This is a genomic window from Caballeronia sordidicola (assembly GCF_000729995.1).
GTDB lineage: Bacteria > Pseudomonadota > Gammaproteobacteria > Burkholderiales > Burkholderiaceae > Caballeronia > Caballeronia sordidicola_A.
On the sequence record NZ_JNFG01000214.1, the window covers coordinates 377,832 to 399,949 of the forward strand.

Genomic DNA, 22,118 nt, shown 5'->3' on the forward strand with positions numbered 1-22,118 from the left:
TTACGTTTCGATGACCGAGGCAGGGACACTAGCGCACCATGTGATCGTCCTCTATCGACGAGCGGCCAATCGGCGAGGCCAGTTTTTGACCTGTCATAACGCGATACGAAGGAGATGTTGAATGGAAGATATCTTTGATGCCCAAATCGAGGGAGATGTTCTCAGGGATGCGACTCAAGTTCGAGCGTGGTTGATGGTCATCGTGGCCACCGTTGGCGCAGGCGTTTGTAGTACGCCGATTGTGCTGATGACAAGCGGCGTGTTCATCCGGGCATTAGGCGTTGCATTGGGTTGGGATCGAGCGCAGGTAACTGTATCTCTCTCGATATGCGCCCTCGCGTTAGGCCTGGCCACGCCGGTTACTGGTGCGCTGATTGACCGATTCAGGCTTCGGCCGATCCTGGTCGGATCGCTGCTGGCTTACGGGCTTGCCGTGATGGCACTCCCGTTGTTTATTCGTAAATGGGGACTGTCTGGATTTTATTTTGATTTCCTATTGATCGGGGTTTTTAGTGCTGGTTCGAATACCGTCGTTTATTTAAGAGTTATCTCCGGGTGGTTCGATCGCTCGCGAGGGCTGGCTTTGGGAATCAGCATGGCAGGCGTCGCTCTCGGGGGAGCAATTGCAGCGCCGTTTGCCGCTCTGCTGACACAACGGTTCGGGTGGTCTGCAGGGTACTATGGCCTCGGCACAATACCCATTGTCTTGGGCATCCCACTCGGCATGTTTCTGTTGCGCGAGGCGCCTGTCGCGCACGGGAGTCAGGAATCGGCGAGAGTGGACGACTTCGTTGCGGGAATCAACACGTCGCAGGCGGCCCGCAGTAAGACGCTTTGGTTGATTGGGGTTGCTGCGTTTCTTATGGCGGTTGCGATCAACGGTGCACAGACTCACCTTGTCCCTATGTTGATGGATCGCGGCTTGACGTTGCCATCCGCTGCGCTGGCGACGACGGTGCTTGCTACGTTTGCCGTTGTTGGGCGCGTCGCCGCCGGTTACGTGTTCGATCGTGTGTTTGCACCATTGGCCGCGATCGGCATTTTCATGCTGTCTTGTGCGGGCTGCGTAGGTCTATTGCTGCTGCCTTCGCCTGAGGCTGTGTACGTGTGTGCAGCGCTGCTTGGGTTCGGCGCAGGGGCGGAGTCCGATTTGCTGGGATATCTCGTCAGCCGCTATTTTGGGTTGAAGCATTTTGGGGAAATTTTCGGCTGGGTGTTTGCCTCATTTATGATTGGATCCGCGATAGGTCCGGTCGCTTTCGGGATTGGTTTCGACCGGTTCAAAAGTTATGCATGGCCGTTGATCGGCGCCACCATAGCTCTGCTCCTCGTTTGTGCATTGTGCGCGATGATGCCGCGATTTAGAAAATTTGAGTAATCTCGAACACGATCGGTATGTGGGTCCGCTAGTTTGTGGACCTCACTCTTGGGTTCAATACGCCAAGTGCTTGTGCTCGCGACTATTTAGCGAATATGTCGGTCAAAACCGTTTTTCTCCACAGCAACAATCCGCACGATCCTCCTCGCTAGAATGGGTTTGTCGAGGGCGTCGTGGTGATGCCCCGCTAAGGAGAATGGCAATGGCGAAATTCCTTGCAAGAGCGTGTGTATTTGTGGCTGTGTTGAATGCAAGCGTTGTTGTGAACGCCCAAGAGAGCGCGAACCATACAGGTGAGGGCGATCACGGCGGGATGGTGTCGTCTTCGCACGATTCCGGCACGCGTTCTGATCGCTTAGTCGGCAAGCATGAGGATAACTATGGTTGCGCGTGGGTTCCGAAGGCGCAAGCGGCTGACTATTACGGTTGCGCATGGGTTCCACAGTAATCGTGGTGCGTCTGGAGTCGTACGGCCCGAGCGTTAGATACCGTCGCGCAGCGCGTCAGCTAGCGTGCGAACGAACAGACGGATTTTTGCCGGCAACATCCGGCTTTGAGTGAAGGCATAGACGGGCGTAGGATCGATCTGCCATGCAGGAAGAATCCGGACCAATGCACCGCTCGCTATTGCAGTGCGAACCATTGGTTCGGCGAAGACCGACACACCGGCACCTTTCTCTACGAGCCGCCGCAAAAGACCCACGTTGTTGGCGCTGATTGGGCCTGCAGGAGTCAATGCGACATCCTCGACGCCGTTAGAGGCGTTCCAGGTCTCTATCGTGTTGCCTGCTAACCCGATGCAACGGGTCGGATCAAGATCAAGCGGTGTGCTCGAACTCGAAAGTTCCGAGGCAATGTCCGCGTTAGCGTAGAAGTGTTGGGTGAGTTCAGCGAGGTGGTGCGCAATGAAGCCGCTGTCGGCAGGATGGCCAATCCTGATCACCACATCGAAGGATTCCGCAATGGGATCCACCCGGCGCGACGTCAGGTCTAGGTGCAGGTGAACGTTTGGATAGCGCTTGATGAAGCGGACAATCGGCACGTCGAGGAATGCAGTCGAAAAGTCCACAGGCAAGGCGACTCGTAGCAAACCTGTCGGCGCCGCGGCGAGGCCGGCGAGGGCCTCATGTGCCGACTGCGCGTCCCCAACGATGCGGCGACACGTGTCGTAATAGGTTGCGCCGAGCTCTGTCAGTTCGACTATTCTTGTGCTTCGGCTGAACAAACGCACGCCGACCGCCTCTTCCAATCTTTTGATCCGTTTGGAGAGTGTTGAAACAGGCATGTCGAGCACCGCGGCCGCGCGAGTGAAACTTCGGGCGTTGGAAACTTCGACGAAAAGGTGCATGTCCTCAAGAATGCTCATATAGGTGACTCATCTGAACACCTTTACCGTCATGGCAAGCGCACGGGCCTGAGCTGCCAGCGATTCCGTCGCCGCGCTCGTTTCTTCGACCAAAGCGGCGTTCTGTTGTGTCGTCTCGTCGATATCGGCTAGAGCCTGGTGGATCTCGTCTAATGCATCGTTCTGATGCACGCTGCTGGCTGCAATTTCTGCCATTAGCGCGTTGACATTCGATATCGCACCGCCGAGTTCATCGATCGCTTTTGCTGCGGCATTCACCCGCGTCTGGCCGCTTTCGGTCCGTTTAAGCGACGCTCCAATCAGTTTCCGAATGTGCGAGCTAGCTTCAACAGCACGATTCGCCAAGACTCGCACCTCCTTTGCGACGACGCTGAAGCCGCGTCCGTGTTCTCCGGCGCGTGCGGCTTCGACCGCGGCGTTGAGCGCCAGGAGGTTGGTTTGCGCGGCAATGGCTTCGATCGTCGTCATGACCTCGGTCATCTGGCGTGCACCCTGTGCAATCTCATGCATGCATTCGACAACGGCCTCCACCGCGAGGTTTCCACGGCTCGATGTCTGCGCGGCCGAATCCGCCAGCCGTTCCGCGTTCCCGGCACTTGCCGCAGTTCGCGAGACGAGGTCCATCAGGCCGCCGAGGCTTGCTGTGATCTGCGCAGTCGCCGCGGCCTGACTCTCGGTGCGTCGTGAAAGATCGCTGTTGCCTGCGGACAGTTGGGTCGTCGACACGGTCATCGAAGCGATGCCGGCGCGGATCTCTTCGATCATCGAGACCAAACTTTCCTGGGTAAGACGAAGTGCATACGTGAGCGCTGCAAGGTCACCGTGACTCTGCGCTTTCACCTCCGATTGCAATTCGCCAGAGGAGAGGAGGTGCAGGCCGTTTATAGCGCGTCGTAGTGGCGCTGTGACCTCTCTGCGGACCACGGTGACGACGACGCTAGCCGCGAGAGCAGACAGCGCGAGCCCTGCGCCGATGAGTTCGAAGGGTGTTGTTTGCGTTCCGACCGCGGCGAGGGCAGCGTTCAGCGCGGTGAGGATCAACGCGGGAGTGACCGCGGATACAACCGCTAAGAAGGCGAATCGATCAGCGCGAAAGAGGTTGAATATAGCCGCCAGTCCGGCGAACTGCAGCTTTCCGGCCTTCACCTCATAGCGTCGGGGATGTTTTGTGATCAGACGGTGGATTCGTTGAGCACTCGCGATCTGTTTGGCACTTGCGTGTGTGCGTACGGCTGTCGACCCAGTCAATTGGCCATTCTCGTACCACGGCGAGATGCTTGTTAGTGCCCAGAGACACGAGCCGTCGCGCCGTTTCACCCCCAAGACACCTTCCCAGCGGGCGCCACCCAGGACGGTGGCCGAAATATCCTCGCCCACCGCTTTTGGAGTTGCCGGATCGAGGTAGCGAACGAACGGCGACCCAATCACTTCCTGAATCGCATATCCCGTTGCGTGTGCGAACGCGGCATTCGCATATGCAATTTCAGTTTTGTTAGTTCGGGTGATCATATAGGAAATCTGGTCTTTTTCCCGAGCTGTATCGTGCTGCACACTCATGTTTCCCCCTTCATGTTCGCCCGGTTCGCAGTCACCGCGTGACACGAACGTGTTGAACCAATCATTTTTACTCCCTCATCTTTCGACAAACACGCGATTCAAAATGCGGGTTGGAAAGCCGATTTTTCGGTTGTCAGGTTTAGAAAGAACTGCTAGTCGGCAGACCGTCAATTGTCCGCATCCTTTGCTATCGGATCAGGAATGTCCCGCACGAGGGGATCGTGACTCGCTTTCCCGGAGCAGTAGCGGCTCCGGGTGGTTGCTGGGTCGAGTGTATGCATTACCAGACGTAGTCGTTACACGGCAAATTAAGCGTGCATGGTGCGTTGACACATTGCATACAGTGCACAAAACTATCGTTTTCTCCTTAGCGAGACGTAGAGCGGTCGAATGGCTCTGCGATACGCGCTATGACTTTCGGGAGTGGTATGAACACCGTCGAACTGGAACTGCAAACCGCTTCACGACTCAGGGCGGCCTACGCGGGTGATCCGATCGAACCGTTTTCGGCGGCATTTGCAGGCAGCGTCGAAGCTGCCTACCGGATACAGAACATCAACACCCAACATGCTGTGGAAGTTCAGGGGCGCTCGATTGTCGGACGCAAGATTGGACTGACCTCGGTCGCGGTGCAGAAGCAGTTAGGTGTAGATCAGCCTGACTTTGGCGTCCTGTTTGCCGACATGCGTATTGAAGATTCCCGGAACGACACCGTGGCGGGCTTGCTGCAACCCAAAATCGAGGCTGAAATCGCCTTTGGATTTTCCCGCGACGTTACCGATGCTGACCTCGATGTCGACGGGCTCGTGGCGTGTATCGACTGGATTGCTCCAGCGCTTGAGGTCGTCGACAGTCGGATCGTGGACTGGCGCATTGGAATTGTCGAAACCATTGCGGACAACGCTTCGTCAGGTAGATTCGTTATCGGTTCCAAGACGGCCATCTCAAGCGAAAGCGATGTCGTGGACTGCGAGATGCAACTCTATGACGGCGATAGGGTCGTCTCGAGCGGTAGCGGAGCGGCGTGTTTAGGCAATCCTTTCATCGCGACGCTTTGGCTTGCGCGGAAAATGGTGAAAGTGGGGCGGCCGATTCGCGCTGGCGAACTGGTCTTGAGTGGTGCTCTAGGTCCAATGGTCAAAGTTCAGAAAGGTCACACCTATCGCGCGACGGTCGGTGGTTTCGGGACGGTTTCAGTCTCGTTCGATGCGCCTGCTGCGTTGCCCTAACGTGTCCTTGCGCTGCCCTGGTCTTGCGAACACTTTACATTCTGAGTATTTCAAAAACATCGCGTCAGCGAAGAGGAGGCCATTGTGCCCTATGTTGAACAGTTGGGCAGCCGGCTCTATTTCGAAGTGCATGGCAAAGGACCTCCGCTCGTTTTATTGCATGGCGTAGGAGGGAATCATGCGAGCTGGTTCAATCAGGTGGCGGTATGGCGGGACCGTTTTCAACTGATCCTTATTGATGCACGGGGCTTTGGAAAATCGAATGACGCCGAACTGGAAGGACGCTCTAGGTTCACCGACGACCTGCTGGCCGTGCTTGGGCAACTCCAACTTCATAGGGTGTCTATCGTCGCCCAATCAATGGGGGCTGGTACTGCCATCGACTTCACTTGCCGCTTTCCAGAGCGTGTCGTGTCCGTCGTGATCGCCGACTCGCTGGTCGGATTGACATTGCCTGATTCGCTAGCGTTACGGATGAAGGATGTGCTGAACAAGACGGCGGATCTGAGCCAGGCGGAGCGTGTTTTGGGGCGAACTCATCTTGCTCGCGCGCCAGCGATGACCACGTTGTATTTACAGATCGCGGGTTTTAACCGCTATACCGTTAAAACACTGGTCGGCCAGCAGCCCGCACACACGTTGCAAAAACTAGCAGCAACGGGTGTGCGGATTGCATTTGTCGTGGGCACTGAGGACGTCTTGTTTCCCGAAGACGTGGTCGCCGAGGTCTGCGCGTGCATCCCTGGTGCTACGTTGATCAATTTGCCTGGTGCGGGTCACTCCGCGTATTTCGAGGACCCGGACGCTTTCAACACGCGCGTCGGCGCATGGTTGCAGGAAGGATCGAATAAATGAATACGACGGACGCTTCAAAAATACGTGTAGCGATCATCGGCTCGGGAAATATCGGGACGGATCTGATGGTCAAGATACTTCGTCACGGGCGAGGGATTGAAATGGCTGCGATGGTCGGTATCGATGCGGCATCAGACGGCCTCGCGCGCGCGGGCCGGCTCGGCGTGGCAACAACGGCTGCCGGTATTGACGGACTGCTCGCGATGCAAGGCTTTTCTAGCATCGGTATCGCGTTTGACGCGACGTCCGCTGGGGCACACGCACGTCACCACGAGCTCCTGCAGTCGCATGGTGTTCGGGTGATCGACCTCACACCTGCTGCGATTGGCCCTTTCGTAGTGCCTGCAGTCAATCTTGACGCGCATCTTGACGCGCCCAATATCAACATGGTCACGTGTGGCGGACAGGCGACGATCCCCATCGTAGCTGCCATTTCGTCAGTAACACCGGTTCACTACGCGGAAATTGTGGCATCGATATCGAGCAAGTCAGCTGGACCCGGCACCCGCGCCAATATTGACGAATTTACCGAGACGACGTCAAAGGCAATCGAGGTGGTGGGCGGGGCGACGCGAGGTAAAGCCATCATTGTGTTGAATCCTGCGGAGCCGCCGATGATCATGCGCGATACCGTGTACACGTTGTCCGACGCAGCCGACAGGCAACTGATCGAAGACGCAGTTGAGGCGATGGTCGAACGCGTGCGTCGATACGTACCGGGATATCGCCTGAAGCAGCGAGTGCAGTTCGATGACATGCCGGCGGGCATCGGCGTCTCAGATTCGCGGGCCGCCCTGAAGACAAGCGTCTTCCTCGAAGTCGAGGGCGCCGGACATTATTTGCCATCCTACGCGGGGAATTTGGACATCATGACGTCGGCCGCGCTCGCTTGTGGCGAGCAAATCGCCTCATTGCTCAAAGGTTCCTGATATGAACAAGAAGCTCTACATCTCTGATGTGACACTGCGCGACGGCAGTCACGCTGTACGACATCAGTATTCGATTGCACAAGTCAAAGCGATAGCACGCGCGCTTGACGAGGCGAGGGTCGATTCAATCGAAGTGGCCCACGGAGATGGACTGGCTGGGTCCAGTTTCAACTATGGCTTTGGAGCGCATAGTGACGTCGAGTGGATTGCGGCGGTTGCCGGAACGCTTCAGCATGCCAAGGTGGCAACTCTGCTATTACCCGGCATTGGCACCACACATGATCTGCGCAACGCGTATGACGCTGGCGCGAGAATCGTGCGGGTAGCAACGCATTGTACGGAGGCGGATGTCGCCAGACAGCATATTGGCAAGGCGCGTGACCTTGGCATGGAGGCGGTCGGCTTTCTCATGATGAGTCACATGATCGAACCGGCAGAACTGGCCAAACAAGCAAAACTGATGGAAAGCTATGGTGCGACCTGCGTCTACGTGGTGGATTCAGGAGGGGCGCTAACCATGGACGGCGTTCGCGCACGGATGCGAGCGTTCAAGGATGCCCTTTCTCCTGCGACCGAGACTGGTATTCACGCGCACCACAACCTCTCTCTTGGAGTGGCGAATTCGATCGTGGCGGTCGAGGAAGGATGCGATCGCGTGGACGCTAGCCTCGCAGGGATGGGTGCAGGGGCCGGTAATGCGCCGCTGGAGGCCTTTGTCGCGGTCGCCGAGCGCATGGGCTGGGTTCACGATTGCGACCTTTACGCGTTAATGAACGCTGCGGACGATCTGGTCCGACCACTTCAGGATCGACCGGTCAGAGTGGACCGCGAAACGCTCGCGCTCGGGTTTGCCGGAGTCTATTCGAGCTTCCTGCGACATGCAGAGGCGGCGTCACACAAGTACGACATTCCGACGATATCGATTCTCACCGAACTTGGTCGTCGCAAGATGGTTGGCGGACAGGAGGATATGATTGTGGACGTCGCCCTTGACCTGCTTGGCGGGTACAAGGCTCCGTTGCCAGCCGGGGTATGACTGGCGGGTCTCGATCCGTCGCCGGAAAGCGTCTGCGCGATCAGGTTTATGATTCGGTGCGCGATATGGTTGAGTGCGGAAAACTCGCGCCCGGACAGAGACTCACTGAAGCTGATCTGGCATTGCGATTCAGCGTGTCCCGGACGCCGGTTCGAGAGGCGCTTTTTCAGCTCGCGCGCGAAGGTCTTCTGGAGCCGCTCGAGCGCGGCTACGGTCTTCCCGCTATGCCAGCTGCTGCAGTGCTTGAACGACTCAACGTCAAGCGCTTGCTCGATCCTGTCATGGCGGCTCAGGTCGCGCACGCGGGTCCGCGCGCGCAGATCGAAATGCTTTCAACTCTGACGACCGAAGCTCGCTCGCTGCTGCTCAATGGTTCTTTGGGCGACTTTGCCTGCGTCGTGCATCGCTTCCAGAAGCGGTTGACCCAGATGTGTACCAACGCTGCGTTGGGGCGATGTTGCGAGGTCATCGAAGACGATTTCATTGCCGCTAGAGCGGCACTCTTTCAGACGACGAGGAACCGCGTAGATACTCTGACACACCTCTGCGCCCTGGTCGGCACATTTCAACGCGAAGACGCAGAGGCTGCCGAATTAGAGACCCGTCATTTCATTGGCAATCTCATGGCGGGGTGTGCGGCGGGCTCGACGGCGGTAGACGTTTATACCTCGCCGGAGCGACAGGGGCCGCTCCGGCTCGCGCATTCGATCCATGTCGCGGACGCGACAAAAGGGCAAGCACCTGGCGTCTCGTGAGATCACGCAGGAATATCACCAATGGCACGGCGCTTTCTCGACGGTGCAGCTGTCGCCGGGGCATGCGTTGCGATGAGAATTTCGATGTAGTCTCTCGCCGCTCGTCCCGCACCCTTCGAATCGCGAGCGCGGATCGCCTCTAGGAGCAATCCGTCTCGATGCACCGAGATCTTACGGTTTTCCTCATCTTTGTAGTATTCATTGCGCACCAAAAGAAACTGATCTTCGAGAACGGCGCACACGCGGGCTAATGCGATGTTATGACTCATGTCTAGCAGAAGCGTGCGGAATTGATGGGCCGCGGCGACGAATGCCGCAAATCGTGATCCTTCTGCAGCTTTCTTCATTTTTCCGTACGCGACTTCGAGCGCTTCAATCTGTTTCGCAGTCCCATACTGCGCAGCGTGCTCCGCAAGCGGCGGATCCAGCAACAGCCTGACCTCCATTCGTTGCAAGAAGTCTTGCGGCGTATCGGTCATGAGTGAGTAGCCGCGATCCGTTCGCACGAGTAACCCTTCACGCGCCAGTTGGAACAGCGCTTCCCGAACGGGTGTCCTGGACACACCATAGCGCCCGGCCAGTTCCAGTTCGACGAGCCGCGAGCCTGCTGGTATTACACCACCATGCAAGTCTTCCCGCAGTAGCTGGTAAATCTGATCGCGCAGCCGATCGCTTTGGATAACTTTACGAGTGGTGCTCATGGCGTTCGATTAGGTCAGGAGAGTGTTGCAAATATCAATTCTACGATGAAACCCGCATCCAATGATGCGATGCGACGACGATCTGCGCAAGCGGTTCCGCAAGTATCCGATGACGCATGAAGCAGACTAATGCATGCGGGGTTTTGAAATCGGTTGTTGCCTGCTAGGTACCCATCTACGATATATCGATCGTCTAGCGCCTTGTGTCATCGGTACACGTGCAGGCTCGCGATAATTTAATAATTTTATTGCATACTGCATACAATGTAACCAACCGTTGCGCGACGCATTCTGCTGGTGCGTTTCGCGTTGCATCGTCCACACTTGGGACGGTGGCCGCGGTTGCGCGAGCAATTTTCATTGCATACAGTACGCAATAGGGACCAAACCACCCGGAGTTATCGAAAATGAGTGAAGAAGCGTTTTTCGTGGATGCCAGCTTGCTGGATAAGGTGCCGCGCTGGCGCAACTATCTGGCGGCGAAGCTGGGTTTCAGGAATCACTGGTACCCAGTCAAGCTTTCTGGTGACGTTCTCGAGGGAAAGGTATCCCAGGCAACGGTATGTGGTGAAGAAATCCTCCTCAAACGGGTTGACGGTGAAGTGAAGGCCATTCGCGACCGATGCCTGCATCGCGGCGTCAAGTTTTCAGAAAAAATAGAATGCTACACGCCGGACACCATCACCTGCTGGTACCACGGGTTTACGTACAAATGGGACAGCGGAAAGCTTTGCGATATCCTCGCCTCGCCTGACAGCAAGGCAATCGGGCGGCGGAGCGTAAGAACCTACCCGGTGCAGGAAGCGAAGGGCCTTGTTTTTGTGTTCGTCGGCGACGACGGCGTCGAGGCGCCGCCGCTTGCAGAAGACGTTCCGCCTACGTTTCTCGACGCAGACCTTGAGATGCACTGTGCGATTTATGAGGTCGAGTCGAACTGGCGTGTCGCATGCGAGAACGGCTTCGATGGGCTACACGTCTACATTCATCGGGCTTCAGAACTCGTACCTAACACGATGCGCTCGTTGCCCATCGGCCATCTGGCGCAATCAGGCGAAGTCGAAGTGCATGAAGTGGATGGCGCTCCCAAAGGGGTCTACGACTCGTTTTCGAATCACACAAGCATCTGGGAAGGCAAGGTCGACGGAGAAGTGGTCGTGACCGGCACCAAACGGGTATCCGAGAAGCCGACCCGGACCACGGCCGCATCGTTGTGGATGCCGTGTGGCTTGCGAGTTGACGATTTTCCGGACCAGGACATCACGCAGTTTGAGTTCTATGTCCCGATAACGGAGGAACGGCACCTATACGTCATGCTCGTTGGAAAGCGTGTCTCGACCGAACAGGAGAAGGCGCACTTTACGCACGAATTCTGGAACCGGTGGAAACCGGTTGGTTTCGAGAATTTCAATGCACAGGATATCGAGGCCCGCCTTGCGCTGCAGAAGTTCTACAGGCGCGATACGGCGTGGCTCGATGAGATGCTGATCGAAGGGGATTCTCCGCTGATCAAGTGGCGGGAGTTGTGTCATCGCAATGCACGCGGCATTCAAAAGCCTGAGCATCTGTGAGCAGTCGGTCTCTTGTCCGGGAGTACCTGAATGAGCAGCGCGGAAAGTATTGAAACTATTCTTATTGTTGGTGCAGGATTGGCAGGCGTTTACGCTGCTGAGGGCATGCGCCAAGCGGGGTTTGATGGCCGTGTCATTCTGGCGGGAGACGAGGCGGAGAATCCGTATGACCGCCCCCCGCTGTCAAAGAAAGTGCTTCAGGACCCGGAGGAGGCACGCCGCATCGACCTGCGCGATCAGACATTCTACGTAGAGCACGAAATAGAGTTGAAACTCGGCAGTGCCGCGGAACGTATCGACCGCGAAAGCCAGCGGGTCCATTTCTCGGGCGGGACTTGTGTCCCGTACGATAAGTTGCTGATAGCGACTGGCTCGTCCTTGCGCACGTTGCCGATCCTGCCGCCAGGGATGGAAAGCGTGTTTTACCTTCGACGGCTTGCGGACGCAGTCGCTCTGCGGGATGCCCTTCCGGGCATCCGACGTCTGCTTGTGGTTGGCGCCGGCGTGATCGGGTTGGAAGTCGCCGCGGTGGCGTCGGGTCTAGGCATCGCTGTGACGGTCCTGGAGGCTTCGGCACGACCCATGGCACGAGCAACGTGTCCAGTACTCTGCGATTTCATCGTGGGGGAACACGTCAAGCGCCATGTGGACATCCGAACGCTGAAGACGATCATCGGCGTCACCCGTGTTGGATCCGGCTACAGGGTGGCGCTCTCGGACGGATGCGTCATCGAGGCGGACGCAATCGTTGTTGGTGTCGGTGTGGTGCCGAACATCGCGTTGGCGCAATCGGCCGGCCTTAAGACGAGCGCAGCCGGCATCCATGTCGATGGCCAGGGACTGACGGAGGACAAGCGCATCTACGCGGCCGGCGAAGTTGCGTTTCACTACAACGCGCGAATAGCAAATCTGGACCGGCAGGAAAACTGGCATCACGCAGCAGCCCATGGCGAGCACGTCGGCAGCGCTATGGTGTCGGACGCGCCAGACTATGAAGAGATTTGCGGCTACTGGTCAGATCAGTACGACTTCAGCGTTCAGTCGTTCGGTCTGGCGAACGGCGAGCGTGACGTGCTCAGGGGTGATCCCGCTACAGGATCTTTCGCGATCTTCCACGTGATTGACGACGCAGTTCGTGGCGTGAGTTCGGTCAACGCCGCTCGGGACATGAGAGCAGGAAAAGCATTGGTTCGTGCCGGTGCGCGAGTGCCTGACGCCACACTCTCCGATCCGCAAACGGATCTTGCCAAATGGCGTCCGACTGTGTCCGCTTAGCGGATCCGACCAGAGCATTGAACGCGTTAGCGATTAACGCATCCCCAAAATTGCAAGGGTGCTGCAACAATGACTTTCGAAATACGGCCTTTCCATCTTGCGTTTCCTGTCAACGATCTCGAGGCGGCGCGCAACTTCTATGGCAACGTCCTTGGCTGCTCCGAAGGGCGAAGCTCCGAACACTGGATCGACTTCGATCTGTTCGGGCATCAGATTGTGACCCATCTTTGCCGCGGTTCGCGAGAAGTTGCGACCAACGATGTGGACGGCAAGGAGGTCCCGATCCCCCATTTCGGCGTCGTGCTTGCACTCGACGACTGGAGTGAACTGGCAGAGCGCGTTCGCGCTGCAGGTGTGCAATTTGTGGTCGAGCCACAGATTCGTTTCACAGGGCAAGTGGGCGAACAGGCGACCATGTTCTTCATAGACCCATGCGGCAACGCACTGGAATTCAAGGCCCTGACAGACCTCAAGCAACTCTTTGCCAAGTAGAGGGCGACCTAAGCATGGAACTCTTATTGGCTATGACTGGGAAAGATCCGGAACCGTGGCTGACTTCATTACGCCAGGCGTTGCCCGATGCGCGGGTACGCGTGTGGGCTGAAGGCGACAGCGCGTTGGCGAACTACGCGTTGGTGTGGAAGCCGGCGCCGGCAGTCTTACGCGGCCAGGGGGGCCTGAGTGCAATCTTTAATATGGGTGCGGGCGTTGATGGGATCCTTGATCTCGATGCGAACCATCCCGGCGCTATTCCGCAAGATGTCCCGATCTATCGTATCGAAGACGCCGGTATGGCGGCGCAAATGGTCGAGTACGCCTGTTATGCGACGCTGCGCTATTTCCGACGCTTCGACGACTATGAGCTCCAACGTAGAGAGTGTCTCTGGAAGCCGCTCGAACCGCGCGTCGCAAGCGATTTTGTGGTCGGCATTCTGGGTCTTGGCAGCCTGGGAGCCGCGGTGGCTGCAAAGCTCGCTTCTTTCGGACTAGCCGTTCGCGGTCATAGCCGAACCCCCAAATCGGTGGAAGGCGTTCATTGTTTCTGCGGAGAGGCGTCGTTCGACGCTTTTCTCGAAGGCGTGCAGGTGCTGATCAATCTGTTGCCAAATACGCCAGAAACACGCGGAGTCCTTGGCGCGAAAACTTTCGCGAAGTTGGGCGAAGACGCTTACATCGTAAATCTGGCCCGTGGGGTTCATCTAGTCGAGGACGAACTGATGCACGCTATTCGGACCGGTCGGATTTCAGGCGCGATGCTCGACGTATTCAGTGTCGAACCGCTCCCATCCATGCATCCGTTCTGGACCGACCCGCGCATCACGATCACGCCGCATATATCCGCTCAAACGCTTCTCGATGAGAGCATCAAGCAGGTTGCAAGAAAAATTGCGGCGATCGAGAGCGGGCTAACGCCCACTGGCAAGGTCGATCTGGTTCGTGGATATTAAAGAGAATTGGTTATCGATTATGGAAAAGAAGATATTTTTGTGCCGTAAGACGGACGTTCCGAACGACGGGGTGATTCAGGTTTGTCCGAAAGAAGTGGATGACGGTCTGGCGGTTTATAACGTCGACGGGCAGATCTACGTCACTGAAGACATGTGTACGCACGGCATGGTCGCTCTTTCTGGCGGTGATTTGCAAGGCACGACTATCTATTGCCCGCTGCATGGGGGAGCCTTCGATATCTGCTCGGGAAAGGCTGTCGAGAAACCGTGCACCGCGCCGCTCAAAACGTACCGAGTCGTTGAAGAAGGCGACGAAATATTCGGTTTGATCGAGTGAGCGCGGTCGATAACACCTAGCTGCGTCCCCAACGCAGTATTCAATTGCGAGGTTGCCGTCATGTTCAGCAAAGAAGATAACGAAAAACTGTGCCGCGTCGGATCGGGCACAACGATGGGTAAGGCATTCCGAAGCATGTGGATGCCGTTTCTGATGCCCGAAGAATTACCGGCTCCTGATTGCCCGCCGATCCGGGTCCGTTTGCTTGGTGAAGATCTCGTTGCGTTTCGGGATACAAACGGGAAGATTGGCTTGCTCGACCGGTACTGCCCGCACCGTCGTGTCGACCTGTTTTTTGGACGCAATGAAGAATGTGGCTTGCGTTGCGTATATCACGGATGGAAGTTCGATGTGTCCGGTGCTATCGTCGACATGCCTGCGGAACCGGAAAACACTCAGATGAAAAGTGATACCCGTATCAAGAGTTATCCGGTCGTTGAGTGGGGTGGGGTAATCTGGGCGTATATGGGCGATCCGGCACTGATGCCGCCGAAACTGCCGGAACTCGAATGGGGACTGGTGCCTGCGAATTTCCGCTTTATTACCAAACGTCTTCAGCGCACGAATTATGCGCAAGGCGTGGAGGGCGGGATCGATTCAAGCCATGTCGGTATTCTCCACAGTCACCTCAACGCAGAACACCCCGAACTGCCGTTCCGACAGCGCCAGGTCTCACCAAATCTGGCTATTCCGTACCTCGCTTCGGATACAGCGCCTAAGTTCTTCGTCCGTCCGACGAACTACGGCATGGCTATCGGTGCGCGCCGAAACGCAGGCGAGAGCGAATACTATTGGCGTGTGACGCAATTCCTCGCACCTTTTTACACGATGATCGCGCCGATCAAGGAGGGCCGTGCTTACATGGGCCATGCATGGACTCCGATCGATGACTATAACTGCTGGGTCTTTACCATGACCTGGAACAGCGACAGGCCTCTCAGTCAGGAAGAACTGGATCACGGCGCAGTGCACTCGGAAGTGATGGACGACGGTTCTTACCGGCCGTTGGTCGCGGCGGATACCGACTACGGCATCGATCGTGCCCGGCAGCGACTTCATAGTTCGACGGGCATCGACGGGATCGGCATGCAGGACACTGCCGTTCAGGAAAGCATGGGCGCGATCGTAGACCGTTCGCAGGAGAATTTGGGTTCAGGCGATGCCGCGATTGTCGGATTTCGGCGCACGCTGCTTAAGCTCGCGAGTCAGTTGGAAAACACGGGGCAACTTGACGTCGCTAACCATCCGGAATGGTACCGGGTGCGATCAGCTGCCGCGATTCTTAGTCACGGCGTCGATTTTCATTCCGGAACTGCTGCCTATACCGAAGTGGTTTGATCGGCCTGCAGTGAGAAGTGAGCCGCTTCTTCGGTGAGCCATTCGCAGAGCAGGCGAATGGCTTCGTCCTGCAGTGCGCTTTCGCGCGCAAGCAGGTAATAGGCTCCCGCGCTTTGCATCCCACCCGGGAAAGGCGCGACTAGCTCACTACGGCCTTCATAGTTTTCAAAGATAACTTGGGGAACGATTGCAACACCTTTTCCGTCTCGGGCTGCCTGCAGTGCCATAAAAAAGTGACCGAAGTCGAGAGCGTGTGCGTCGACAGGTTGTTGCAGCCCATGGCAGGCAAGCCAGTCGGTCCACGCATAGCGCCGGCTTGCGGTATTGATCAAGCGATATTGCAGAAGATCATCAGGCGTATCGATCGGACCAACGTCATTGATGAGCTGGGGTGAAACAACGGGAATAAGCACGTCCGGAAAGAGGTACTCGATATATAAACCCTTCCAATTATCGGTCATATCGAGGTCGATTCGTGGAGCACTCCGGTCGTAACGTGTCCCCGGAACCTTGCCCACACGAATGGCGATGTCCGCTTCTTCGTTATGCACGTCGACCGGTTCGATCGACGAGATTAGACGTACCTCTATGTCGCGATGGCGCTCCGTAAAATGCGCGAGCTTCGGCATGAGCCAGTGGGTGGCAAGTGTGGGCAGGACGTCCAGTGTTAGTACGCGATGCGTATCCCGGACTGCCCTGCGTGTTGCATGGGAAATGATGGTTAGCGCTTCCTGCACGGATTCGAAATATTCCTGCCCGGCGTGGGTCATTTCGATTTTGCGAGTAAGGCGAACAAAGAGCTTGTGGCCGAGGAAGCTCTCGAGCAGCCGGATCTGCCTTGAGATGGCGCCCTGAGTCAGATGTAACTCAGTGCCGGCTTTGGTGAACGATAGATGCCGAGCGGATGCTTCGAACGCCCGTAATGCAAGGAGAGGAGGAAGGCGATAGTTCATGTGTTGCACCCGTTTCCGTACTGACTCTCTTGCCCGCCGGCTGACATGGTAGTCATCGTTTGCGTGACGCATGACTTCTGCGCACGTTGGGCGTAGGAAAAATCGTTTGTTGAGGAGAATTTGCCCTTCTACCATCAGTCGATAACAACGTACGGTGGAAGAGCCAACCTGAGACGGGTCGTAGAGAAAATCTTCCCGACTCAACTCAGGCAAGATTGATTGTATACGGTGTTCAATCGTTTCAATATTAGAGGAACTATCAATGGCAAAGATTGTGATGGGTATCGGGTCTTCGCACAGTCCGACCCTTTTAATGAAACCCTCGGCCTGGCTTGCGCGGGCGGCGACGGATGATCAGAATTTTTTTGTGCTGCACGACAAGACGGGTGCGCGCGTGACTTACGCGGAACTATTGGAGCAGGCTGATCCGGCGATTCTCGAAGAGATTACGCGGGACAAGCTGGAGCAGCGGCACGCGCAAAATCAGGCGGCCGTAGCGCGATTGGCAGCGATTCTCAAAGAAGTCGATCCAGACATCGTGGTCATCATCGGTGACGATCACAAAGAGGTGTTCCACGACGACAACATGCCCGCGCTTTCAGTCTATTGGGGCGAGACGATCCCCTATCGGCCCAAAGGGATTATGAAGTGGAAATACGACCCGGATCTCGATCAGGAGCTCTGGTATCCGCAGGAAGAGAAGGACTACCCGGTGGCGTCGGTACAAGCCGAACGGTTGATCCGAGGCATGATGAACGACGGATTCGATATCGCACAGTCGAAATATTTCAAGGACGATCAGGCAATGAGTCATTCATTCGGATACGTCTACCATAAGCTGATGACCGACAAGGTATTTCCCGCGATTCCCGTCAGCATCAACACCTATTACCCGCCGAACAACGTCTCGCCGCTGCGCGCCTATCAAATCGGCGAATCGATTCGCCGTCAGGTCGAATCGTGGGATGAGGATCTCCGGGTGGTCGTCATGTCGACGGGCGGCTTGAGTCACTTCGTTGTCGACGAAGCGTTCGATCGCGATTTTCTTCAGAAACTTGCTATTGGCGGGGTGCGACCGCACGCCGATCTCCCACTCAAGAAACTGCAATCAGGCAATTCGGAATTTCGTTGCTGGTCGGCGTTGGCCGGTGCAGTTGACGGCATGAATATGGACCTGATCGACTATATCCCATGCTATCGGAGCCCGGCAGGTACGGGCTGCGCGATGGCCTTTGCGACCTGGTCGTAGCCACCGATGTGGCTCGATTCAGGCCACCTCTAACGCATGAGTAATGGTGGTTGGTCGCGCGCAAATAAATCGGTTGTGATGCGACTGCTGCATTTTTATGATCCGTTTCTGATGGACGGCTGATGAGCTTGCGGTCGCGTTGGCCGCACCCCGACCGCAGTCATAAATGGATAAGAGAGAATGATGCATACGGAAGAACGTAAAGGTAGCCGGCCAAAACGCGTCGGAATTGCAGTACTTGGAACGGTTGGAAAATCCTTGGCTAAAGCGTTGGATCAAGGCATCCCGGGCATTGAACTGAGTGCTGTCGCGGCACGTAATGCCTCGGCTGCTGAAGAGTGGATCGCAGCACAGCTGAGCGGAAAACCGCGACTGGTTGGGTTCGAGGAAATGGCTGAGCTGTGTGACATCGTGGTGGAATGCGCGCCGGCGCAACTGTTGACTGAAATCGCCGCCCCGGTGCTGACTGCGGGGAAGCAGATTGTCGTGCTGAGTTGTGGCGCGCTTCTCGGCCACGACGAGCTGATCGACATGGCTCGGGAACACGGTGGACAGATCATCATCCCCACGGGGGCGTTGCTCGGTCTTGATGCCGTGACCGCTGCCGCAGAAGGCACTATTACGTCGGTCAAAATGGTCACCAGAAAGCCGGTGAAAGGCCTGCTTGGCGCGCCGTACCTCGCGGAACAAGGCATCACGCTCGACGGTATCGTCGAGCGCACAAGAATTTTCTCGGGAACCGCTCGAGAGGCTGCAAAAGGCTTCCCGGCCAACCTGAATGTGGCGGTGGCGCTGTCGCTGGCGGGTATCGGGCCCGATCAAACCAAGCTGGAAATATGGGCCGATCCCGACATCACGCGGAATATGCACACCATTACGGTCGAGTCGGATGCTGCGCTGTTTTCAATGTCAATCGAAAACATCCCTACGAATAATCCGAAGACCGGTCGCATCACGGCCCAAAGTGTTCTTGCGCTGTTGCGAAAAATGTCTTCCCCGATGCGTGTTGGAACTTGAGGAGCACCTCGTGCACGAAGAACGACGTCCACCGGTTGAGTTGCATCGACTCATCTTCGCGCTTGTTCATAGTCCGGAAACGGTTCGGCGTTTGCGGGAGGAGCCAGACGCCGTCTACGAACAATTTGGCGTGCCTCTCGAGCAGCGCTTGCAACTCAAGGAGGATCCACGAAAAGCACTAAGGGACCTGCATGTCCATCCGAATTTGCAGTTCAAGTTCCTCGGCGCGTGTCACCTGCTAAAACTCGCGCCCGCGTCGATTCAATCGTTTCTAGAGAAGGGGGACCGCAGCGATGGGACAGATAGTTAGCGCCGCCGCGACGTCTCACACGTTCGGTGTGGCGGACGGAGTGGAAGAACAGGCTCAGCGCATCTTCGACGGGATCGATACGATTGGACGGGCCATTCGGGCGTCTCGGCCCGATGTCATGTTGATCGTGACCAGCGACCATCTGAACAACTTCTCACTCGATTGCCAGATCCCGCTGGCCGTCGGAATTTCTGACCGGTGGACGCCGCTCGGCGACCTAGGCGTGCCGCCTGACTCCTTTTCAGGGCACAGACACTTTGCGAATGGTCTGATCAACTTTGGTGCCCGTAAGAATTTCGATCTGGTGGCTATTGAGAACATCAGACCCGATCACGGGCTTGCGATGCCGAACGCGATCGTCAATCGAGGCGCGACCATTCCGGTCGTGCCGATATACATCAACACCGTGATGACACCCGCTCCGACCTGCGCACGAAGCTATGAATTTGGAAAGGCCGTCCGAGAGTATGTGCAGGTCGCTCGCCCGGATGGAGAACGCGTTGCGGTCGTGGCGACGGGAGGTTTATCGCACTGGATCTGCTTGCCGGAGTCAGGGACGGTCAACGGCGATTGGGATCGGCAGATCATCGAGGCGGTGATTTCAGGTAATGGTGCGGCGCTTGCCGACCTCTCGTTCGAATCGATCATGCTTGATGGTGGCAATGGCGGCCTCGAGATTGCAACGTGGGCGTTCATGGCGGGGGCCTCCGGCGACAGTGCGGGTGAGCAGATCTACTACGAGGAAATGACCGCGTGGTGGACGGGAATGGGAGGTGTATTGATGCACATCGAGGCAACCTGAAACAACAGTTGTTGCCGCGCTTCGAATCTTCAATATTTGCAAACAAGGATCATCAATGACCTATCCCGCATTGCCTACACATATTCAATCTGCAAGTCGGTTTGTCGAAGTGAATGGAATCAACACACACTATCTTGATATTGGCTCGGGCACACCGCTGATTCTGCTTCATGGAGGTGGGGCCGGTGCGGATGGTTGGGGTAACTGGCGGGGCTGCCTTGCTGAATATGCTCAATACTTCCGGGTCATCGCCCTTGACATGCCTGGATTTGGACGCACGGATAAACCGTCGCCCGACGCCTATGCCTACACACAGGCGAACCGGAACCTTCATCTGTTCGGCTTCATCGAGTCACTAGGTCTCGATAAAGTGAACCTCATCGGCAATTCGATGGGAGGCGCGACAGCGCTCGGTCTGGCGATTGAACATCCTGAACGCGTACAGAAACTGGTGTTAATGGGCAGTGCCGGTTTGGGCATCGCCAATCCTGACCCGTCTTACATGAAGAACCTGCAAGGCTATGATTTCACGCTCGAAGGGATGGAGCGAATCATGCATGCAATGGTTGGTTCGCGGCATGTCGTCGATCCTTTATTGGTTGAGTATCGTCACGAGATCATGCAGAACGAAGATGCACGAGTGGCGATTCAACACATTGTCAAGTCGAAGTTAACCTATGAACGCGAACAAATCGCCTCGGTGAAAGTGCCAACACTTGTCGTCGGTGGGAAGGAGGACAAGGTGGCCGTGCTTGCAAGAACCTACGGATATTTGGGATTACTTGAAAATTCCTGGGGATTCATCGTTCCCCACGTTGGTCACTGGGTGATGATCGAAGCACCTCGCGAGTTTGCGATGTTCACGATCGGATTTTTGCGCGACGACGCGTTCATCGTCGATTCGCAATGAAACTCTTCCGCAACTGGTTGCGGGGTTTTTCAGCACTGGATTGGCCTAAAAACCGCAACAGAAAAGAGACTACGTAGATACGAGCGAACCGGTTAGTTTAGAATCCCGTTGCTTTGGTGATCGAAATGGCGAAACCCCAGCTAGGGCAAGGGATTCCAACGAATTTGAGCGTGGCGCAGTTCGAGCAATTTGTTTTGCCGCGTCTAAGCAGGGGCCGTCGCGTTGCGGCCCCGCGAAGAAAATGAGCTTTCATGCGATCTTCTACTACATTTTGCGTTTGCTCTACCTGGGCTGCCAGTGAAAGGATCTGCCGATCGAAAAGAATGGGCTGGGCCATCCGGAGATCCACTACACGCGCATCTAATGCGCCTTTTGGTGGTGGCAAGCGGATGGCTGTTTTGATGCCATTTTCGACGGCTCGGTGTTCAAGCTTGGGCTAGGCGATCGTCTGGACATCACCTTCATCCACGGTGACGGCACGACCACAGCAACCAGGAAAGGAGGTGATAATCTCGGCTTCAGTGGCCACAGAATGTCAAGGGCGACAAGGTCGTCTTCTGTGATCGGCACTGCTACGTGATAGCGCCGATCGGTTCGATTACGACCTTCACTAGCTCTTCACGATATGGCTTCAGGCCCGCTCCAATTTGTATCAGATCGTTCCGTAAGGGCCGCTGGTAGACAATCCGATCAGCCTCGTCGAAAATCACCACCACAACGTCGTTCGAGTGCAGGTCTATTGCGCCAAATTTGTCCATGCCGCGCCTCCTGTCCGTCAAGTCGGTCAGTCTGACCTTGACTCTACGGGCCGTTGCTACTCGATCGGAAGGAGGTTGGCTATGTGATTGCCAGACGCAAGCTACATCGCTAGAAAACTGATCCGTCATGTGCGCGAAACTCACTTGTCTGAGCAAGTTTCATCTTTTATGATCACAAGCCGGAATCGCAACTCATGTTGCGACGTAATGAACCAACGAAATATGTCCTTTCCCCCCCAAAGATGTATCCTTTACGAGGCGGTATATGCGAACTAATAGAGTTGGGCTCGCACTGTGCGTTGCACTTTTCGGGCTAAGCATCGCTTCTGGAAGTAGCTATGCCGATG

Annotated in this window: 23 protein-coding genes and 1 pseudogene; 19 read left to right on the top strand and 5 right to left on the bottom strand. The window is 56.3% G+C overall.

Annotation, left to right across the window (positions count from 1 at the left end):
- Positions 1-121: 121 nt before the first annotated feature.
- Positions 122-1,378: an MFS transporter gene (locus FH08_RS0146400; RefSeq protein WP_031364894.1), complete on the top strand. Its 1,257-nt coding sequence runs from the start codon at positions 122-124 to the stop codon at positions 1,376-1,378.
- A 202-nt stretch (positions 1,379-1,580) separates the two neighbouring features.
- Positions 1,581-1,826 carry a hypothetical protein gene (locus FH08_RS0146405; protein WP_031364895.1) on the top strand — a complete coding sequence of 82 codons (246 nt, stop codon included), beginning with the start codon at positions 1,581-1,583 and terminating at the stop codon, positions 1,824-1,826.
- A gap of 33 nt (positions 1,827-1,859) precedes the next feature.
- Here FH08_RS0146405 and FH08_RS0146410 read toward each other — a convergent pair whose 3' ends face one another.
- Positions 1,860-2,744: a LysR family transcriptional regulator gene (locus tag FH08_RS0146410; RefSeq protein ID WP_031364896.1), complete on the bottom strand. Its 885-nt coding sequence runs from the start codon at positions 2,742-2,744 to the stop codon at positions 1,860-1,862.
- 9 nt (positions 2,745-2,753) lie between these two features.
- On the bottom strand, positions 2,754-4,253 hold the full coding sequence (locus FH08_RS0146415) for a methyl-accepting chemotaxis protein (RefSeq protein WP_160172576.1): 1,500 nt from the start codon (positions 4,251-4,253) through the stop codon (positions 2,754-2,756).
- Between the two features lie 476 nt (positions 4,254-4,729).
- Between FH08_RS0146415 and FH08_RS0146420 the strand changes: the two genes are divergently transcribed.
- The 6 genes and pseudogenes from FH08_RS0146420 to FH08_RS49935 all read left to right on the top strand — a co-directional run bounded on the left by FH08_RS0146420 (position 4,730) and on the right by FH08_RS49935 (position 9,105).
- On the top strand, positions 4,730-5,530 hold the full coding sequence (locus FH08_RS0146420; RefSeq protein WP_031364898.1) for a 2-keto-4-pentenoate hydratase: 801 nt from the start codon (positions 4,730-4,732) through the stop codon (positions 5,528-5,530).
- 84 nt (positions 5,531-5,614) lie between these two features.
- Entirely contained in the window at positions 5,615-6,385 is a 771-nt protein-coding gene (locus FH08_RS0146425) for an alpha/beta fold hydrolase (protein WP_051889040.1), read from the top strand.
- Entirely contained in the window at positions 6,382-7,314 is a 933-nt protein-coding gene (locus FH08_RS0146430) for an acetaldehyde dehydrogenase (acetylating) (RefSeq protein WP_031364900.1), read from the top strand. The genes FH08_RS0146425 and FH08_RS0146430 overlap by 4 nt, the downstream gene beginning before the upstream one ends.
- A 1-nt stretch (position 7,315) precedes the next feature.
- Complete coding sequence (dmpG, locus tag FH08_RS0146435; protein WP_031364901.1) at positions 7,316-8,350, top strand: 4-hydroxy-2-oxovalerate aldolase; 1,035 nt, start codon at positions 7,316-7,318, stop codon at positions 8,348-8,350.
- A gap of 65 nt (positions 8,351-8,415) precedes the next feature.
- A pseudogene (locus tag FH08_RS54615) lies at positions 8,416-8,484 on the top strand (hypothetical protein); the annotation flags it as partial.
- 132 nt (positions 8,485-8,616) lie between these two features.
- Complete coding sequence (locus FH08_RS49935; protein ID WP_235210728.1) at positions 8,617-9,105, top strand: FCD domain-containing protein; 489 nt, start codon at positions 8,617-8,619, stop codon at positions 9,103-9,105.
- 2 nt (positions 9,106-9,107) lie between these two features.
- Here the strand turns inward: FH08_RS49935 and FH08_RS0146445 are convergent, their stop codons facing one another.
- A complete protein-coding gene (locus FH08_RS0146445; protein ID WP_051889042.1) occupies positions 9,108-9,806 on the bottom strand; it encodes a GntR family transcriptional regulator in 699 nt (232 codons plus the stop codon).
- 407 nt (positions 9,807-10,213) lie between these two features.
- On the opposite strand from FH08_RS0146445, the gene FH08_RS0146450 reads away from it, so the two are divergent.
- The 6 genes from FH08_RS0146450 (at position 10,214) to FH08_RS0146475 (ending at position 15,772) form a co-directional block, all read left to right on the top strand.
- Positions 10,214-11,374: a Rieske 2Fe-2S domain-containing protein gene (locus tag FH08_RS0146450; RefSeq protein WP_031364904.1), complete on the top strand. Its 1,161-nt coding sequence runs from the start codon at positions 10,214-10,216 to the stop codon at positions 11,372-11,374.
- A gap of 30 nt (positions 11,375-11,404) precedes the next feature.
- Positions 11,405-12,649 (top strand): NAD(P)/FAD-dependent oxidoreductase, encoded by a 1,245-nt coding sequence (locus tag FH08_RS0146455; protein ID WP_035568937.1) that lies wholly within the window; start codon positions 11,405-11,407, stop codon positions 12,647-12,649.
- Positions 12,650-12,718: 69 nt separating this feature from the next.
- Complete coding sequence (locus tag FH08_RS0146460; RefSeq protein ID WP_031364906.1) at positions 12,719-13,141, top strand: VOC family protein; 423 nt, start codon at positions 12,719-12,721, stop codon at positions 13,139-13,141.
- A gap of 14 nt (positions 13,142-13,155) precedes the next feature.
- Positions 13,156-14,097 carry a 2-hydroxyacid dehydrogenase gene (locus tag FH08_RS0146465; RefSeq protein ID WP_031364907.1) on the top strand — a complete coding sequence of 314 codons (942 nt, stop codon included), beginning with the start codon at positions 13,156-13,158 and terminating at the stop codon, positions 14,095-14,097.
- Positions 14,087-14,434, top strand: coding sequence for a non-heme iron oxygenase ferredoxin subunit (locus FH08_RS0146470; RefSeq protein ID WP_235210729.1), 348 nt, complete (start codon positions 14,087-14,089; stop codon positions 14,432-14,434). The genes FH08_RS0146465 and FH08_RS0146470 overlap by 11 nt, the downstream gene beginning before the upstream one ends.
- Positions 14,435-14,494: 60 nt before the next feature.
- The gene (locus FH08_RS0146475) at positions 14,495-15,772 is read left to right on the top strand and encodes a Rieske 2Fe-2S domain-containing protein (protein ID WP_031364909.1); all 1,278 of its coding nucleotides are present in this window, start codon (positions 14,495-14,497) and stop codon (positions 15,770-15,772) included.
- Here the strand turns inward: FH08_RS0146475 and FH08_RS0146480 are convergent.
- Positions 15,754-16,725 (bottom strand): LysR substrate-binding domain-containing protein, encoded by a 972-nt coding sequence (locus tag FH08_RS0146480; RefSeq protein ID WP_051889043.1) that lies wholly within the window; start codon positions 16,723-16,725, stop codon positions 15,754-15,756. The genes FH08_RS0146475 and FH08_RS0146480 overlap by 19 nt on opposite strands.
- A 262-nt stretch (positions 16,726-16,987) precedes the next feature.
- Between FH08_RS0146480 and FH08_RS0146485 the strand changes: the two genes are divergently transcribed.
- The 5 genes from FH08_RS0146485 (at position 16,988) to FH08_RS0146505 (ending at position 21,013) form a co-directional block, all read left to right on the top strand.
- Positions 16,988-17,974 carry a hypothetical protein gene (locus FH08_RS0146485; protein ID WP_031364911.1) on the top strand — a complete coding sequence of 329 codons (987 nt, stop codon included), beginning with the start codon at positions 16,988-16,990 and terminating at the stop codon, positions 17,972-17,974.
- Positions 17,975-18,154: 180 nt separating this feature from the next.
- On the top strand, positions 18,155-18,991 hold the full coding sequence (locus FH08_RS0146490) for an aspartate dehydrogenase (RefSeq protein ID WP_419178062.1): 837 nt from the start codon (positions 18,155-18,157) through the stop codon (positions 18,989-18,991).
- 10 nt (positions 18,992-19,001) lie between these two features.
- Entirely contained in the window at positions 19,002-19,301 is a 300-nt protein-coding gene (locus FH08_RS0146495) for a hypothetical protein (RefSeq protein ID WP_152603109.1), read from the top strand.
- Positions 19,285-20,103, top strand: a complete 819-nt coding sequence (locus FH08_RS0146500; RefSeq protein WP_031364914.1) for a hypothetical protein — start codon at positions 19,285-19,287, stop codon at positions 20,101-20,103. Before FH08_RS0146495 ends, FH08_RS0146500 begins: the two co-directional genes overlap by 17 nt.
- Before the next feature lie 55 nt (positions 20,104-20,158).
- A complete protein-coding gene (locus FH08_RS0146505; protein ID WP_051889045.1) occupies positions 20,159-21,013 on the top strand; it encodes an alpha/beta fold hydrolase in 855 nt (284 codons plus the stop codon).
- A gap of 572 nt (positions 21,014-21,585) precedes the next feature.
- Here FH08_RS0146505 and FH08_RS0146510 read toward each other — a convergent pair.
- On the bottom strand, positions 21,586-21,771 hold the full coding sequence (locus FH08_RS0146510; protein ID WP_031364916.1) for a hypothetical protein: 186 nt from the start codon (positions 21,769-21,771) through the stop codon (positions 21,586-21,588).
- Positions 21,772-22,118 lie beyond the last annotated feature (347 nt).

Coding starts and splice junctions, on each gene's coding strand:
- FH08_RS0146400 (WP_031364894.1), top strand. CDS start 122: ATGGAAGATATCTTTGATGCCCAAATCGAGGGAGATGTTCTCAGGGAT.
- FH08_RS0146405 (WP_031364895.1), top strand. CDS start 1,581: ATGGCGAAATTCCTTGCAAGAGCGTGTGTATTTGTGGCTGTGTTGAAT.
- FH08_RS0146410 (WP_031364896.1), bottom strand. CDS start 2,744: ATGAGCATTCTTGAGGACATGCACCTTTTCGTCGAAGTTTCCAACGCC.
- FH08_RS0146415 (WP_160172576.1), bottom strand. CDS start 4,253: ATGATCACCCGAACTAACAAAACTGAAATTGCATATGCGAATGCCGCG.
- FH08_RS0146420 (WP_031364898.1), top strand. CDS start 4,730: ATGAACACCGTCGAACTGGAACTGCAAACCGCTTCACGACTCAGGGCG.
- FH08_RS0146430 (WP_031364900.1), top strand. CDS start 6,382: ATGAATACGACGGACGCTTCAAAAATACGTGTAGCGATCATCGGCTCG.
- dmpG (WP_031364901.1), top strand. CDS start 7,316: ATGAACAAGAAGCTCTACATCTCTGATGTGACACTGCGCGACGGCAGT.
- FH08_RS0146445 (WP_051889042.1), bottom strand. CDS start 9,806: ATGAGCACCACTCGTAAAGTTATCCAAAGCGATCGGCTGCGCGATCAG.
- FH08_RS0146450 (WP_031364904.1), top strand. CDS start 10,214: ATGAGTGAAGAAGCGTTTTTCGTGGATGCCAGCTTGCTGGATAAGGTG.
- FH08_RS0146455 (WP_035568937.1), top strand. CDS start 11,405: ATGAGCAGCGCGGAAAGTATTGAAACTATTCTTATTGTTGGTGCAGGA.
- FH08_RS0146460 (WP_031364906.1), top strand. CDS start 12,719: ATGACTTTCGAAATACGGCCTTTCCATCTTGCGTTTCCTGTCAACGAT.
- FH08_RS0146465 (WP_031364907.1), top strand. CDS start 13,156: ATGGAACTCTTATTGGCTATGACTGGGAAAGATCCGGAACCGTGGCTG.
- FH08_RS0146475 (WP_031364909.1), top strand. CDS start 14,495: ATGTTCAGCAAAGAAGATAACGAAAAACTGTGCCGCGTCGGATCGGGC.
- FH08_RS0146480 (WP_051889043.1), bottom strand. CDS start 16,725: ATGAACTATCGCCTTCCTCCTCTCCTTGCATTACGGGCGTTCGAAGCA.
- FH08_RS0146485 (WP_031364911.1), top strand. CDS start 16,988: ATGGCAAAGATTGTGATGGGTATCGGGTCTTCGCACAGTCCGACCCTT.
- FH08_RS0146490 (WP_419178062.1), top strand. CDS start 18,155: ATGATGCATACGGAAGAACGTAAAGGTAGCCGGCCAAAACGCGTCGGA.
- FH08_RS0146500 (WP_031364914.1), top strand. CDS start 19,285: ATGGGACAGATAGTTAGCGCCGCCGCGACGTCTCACACGTTCGGTGTG.
- FH08_RS0146505 (WP_051889045.1), top strand. CDS start 20,159: ATGACCTATCCCGCATTGCCTACACATATTCAATCTGCAAGTCGGTTT.
- FH08_RS0146510 (WP_031364916.1), bottom strand. CDS start 21,771: ATGGACAAATTTGGCGCAATAGACCTGCACTCGAACGACGTTGTGGTG.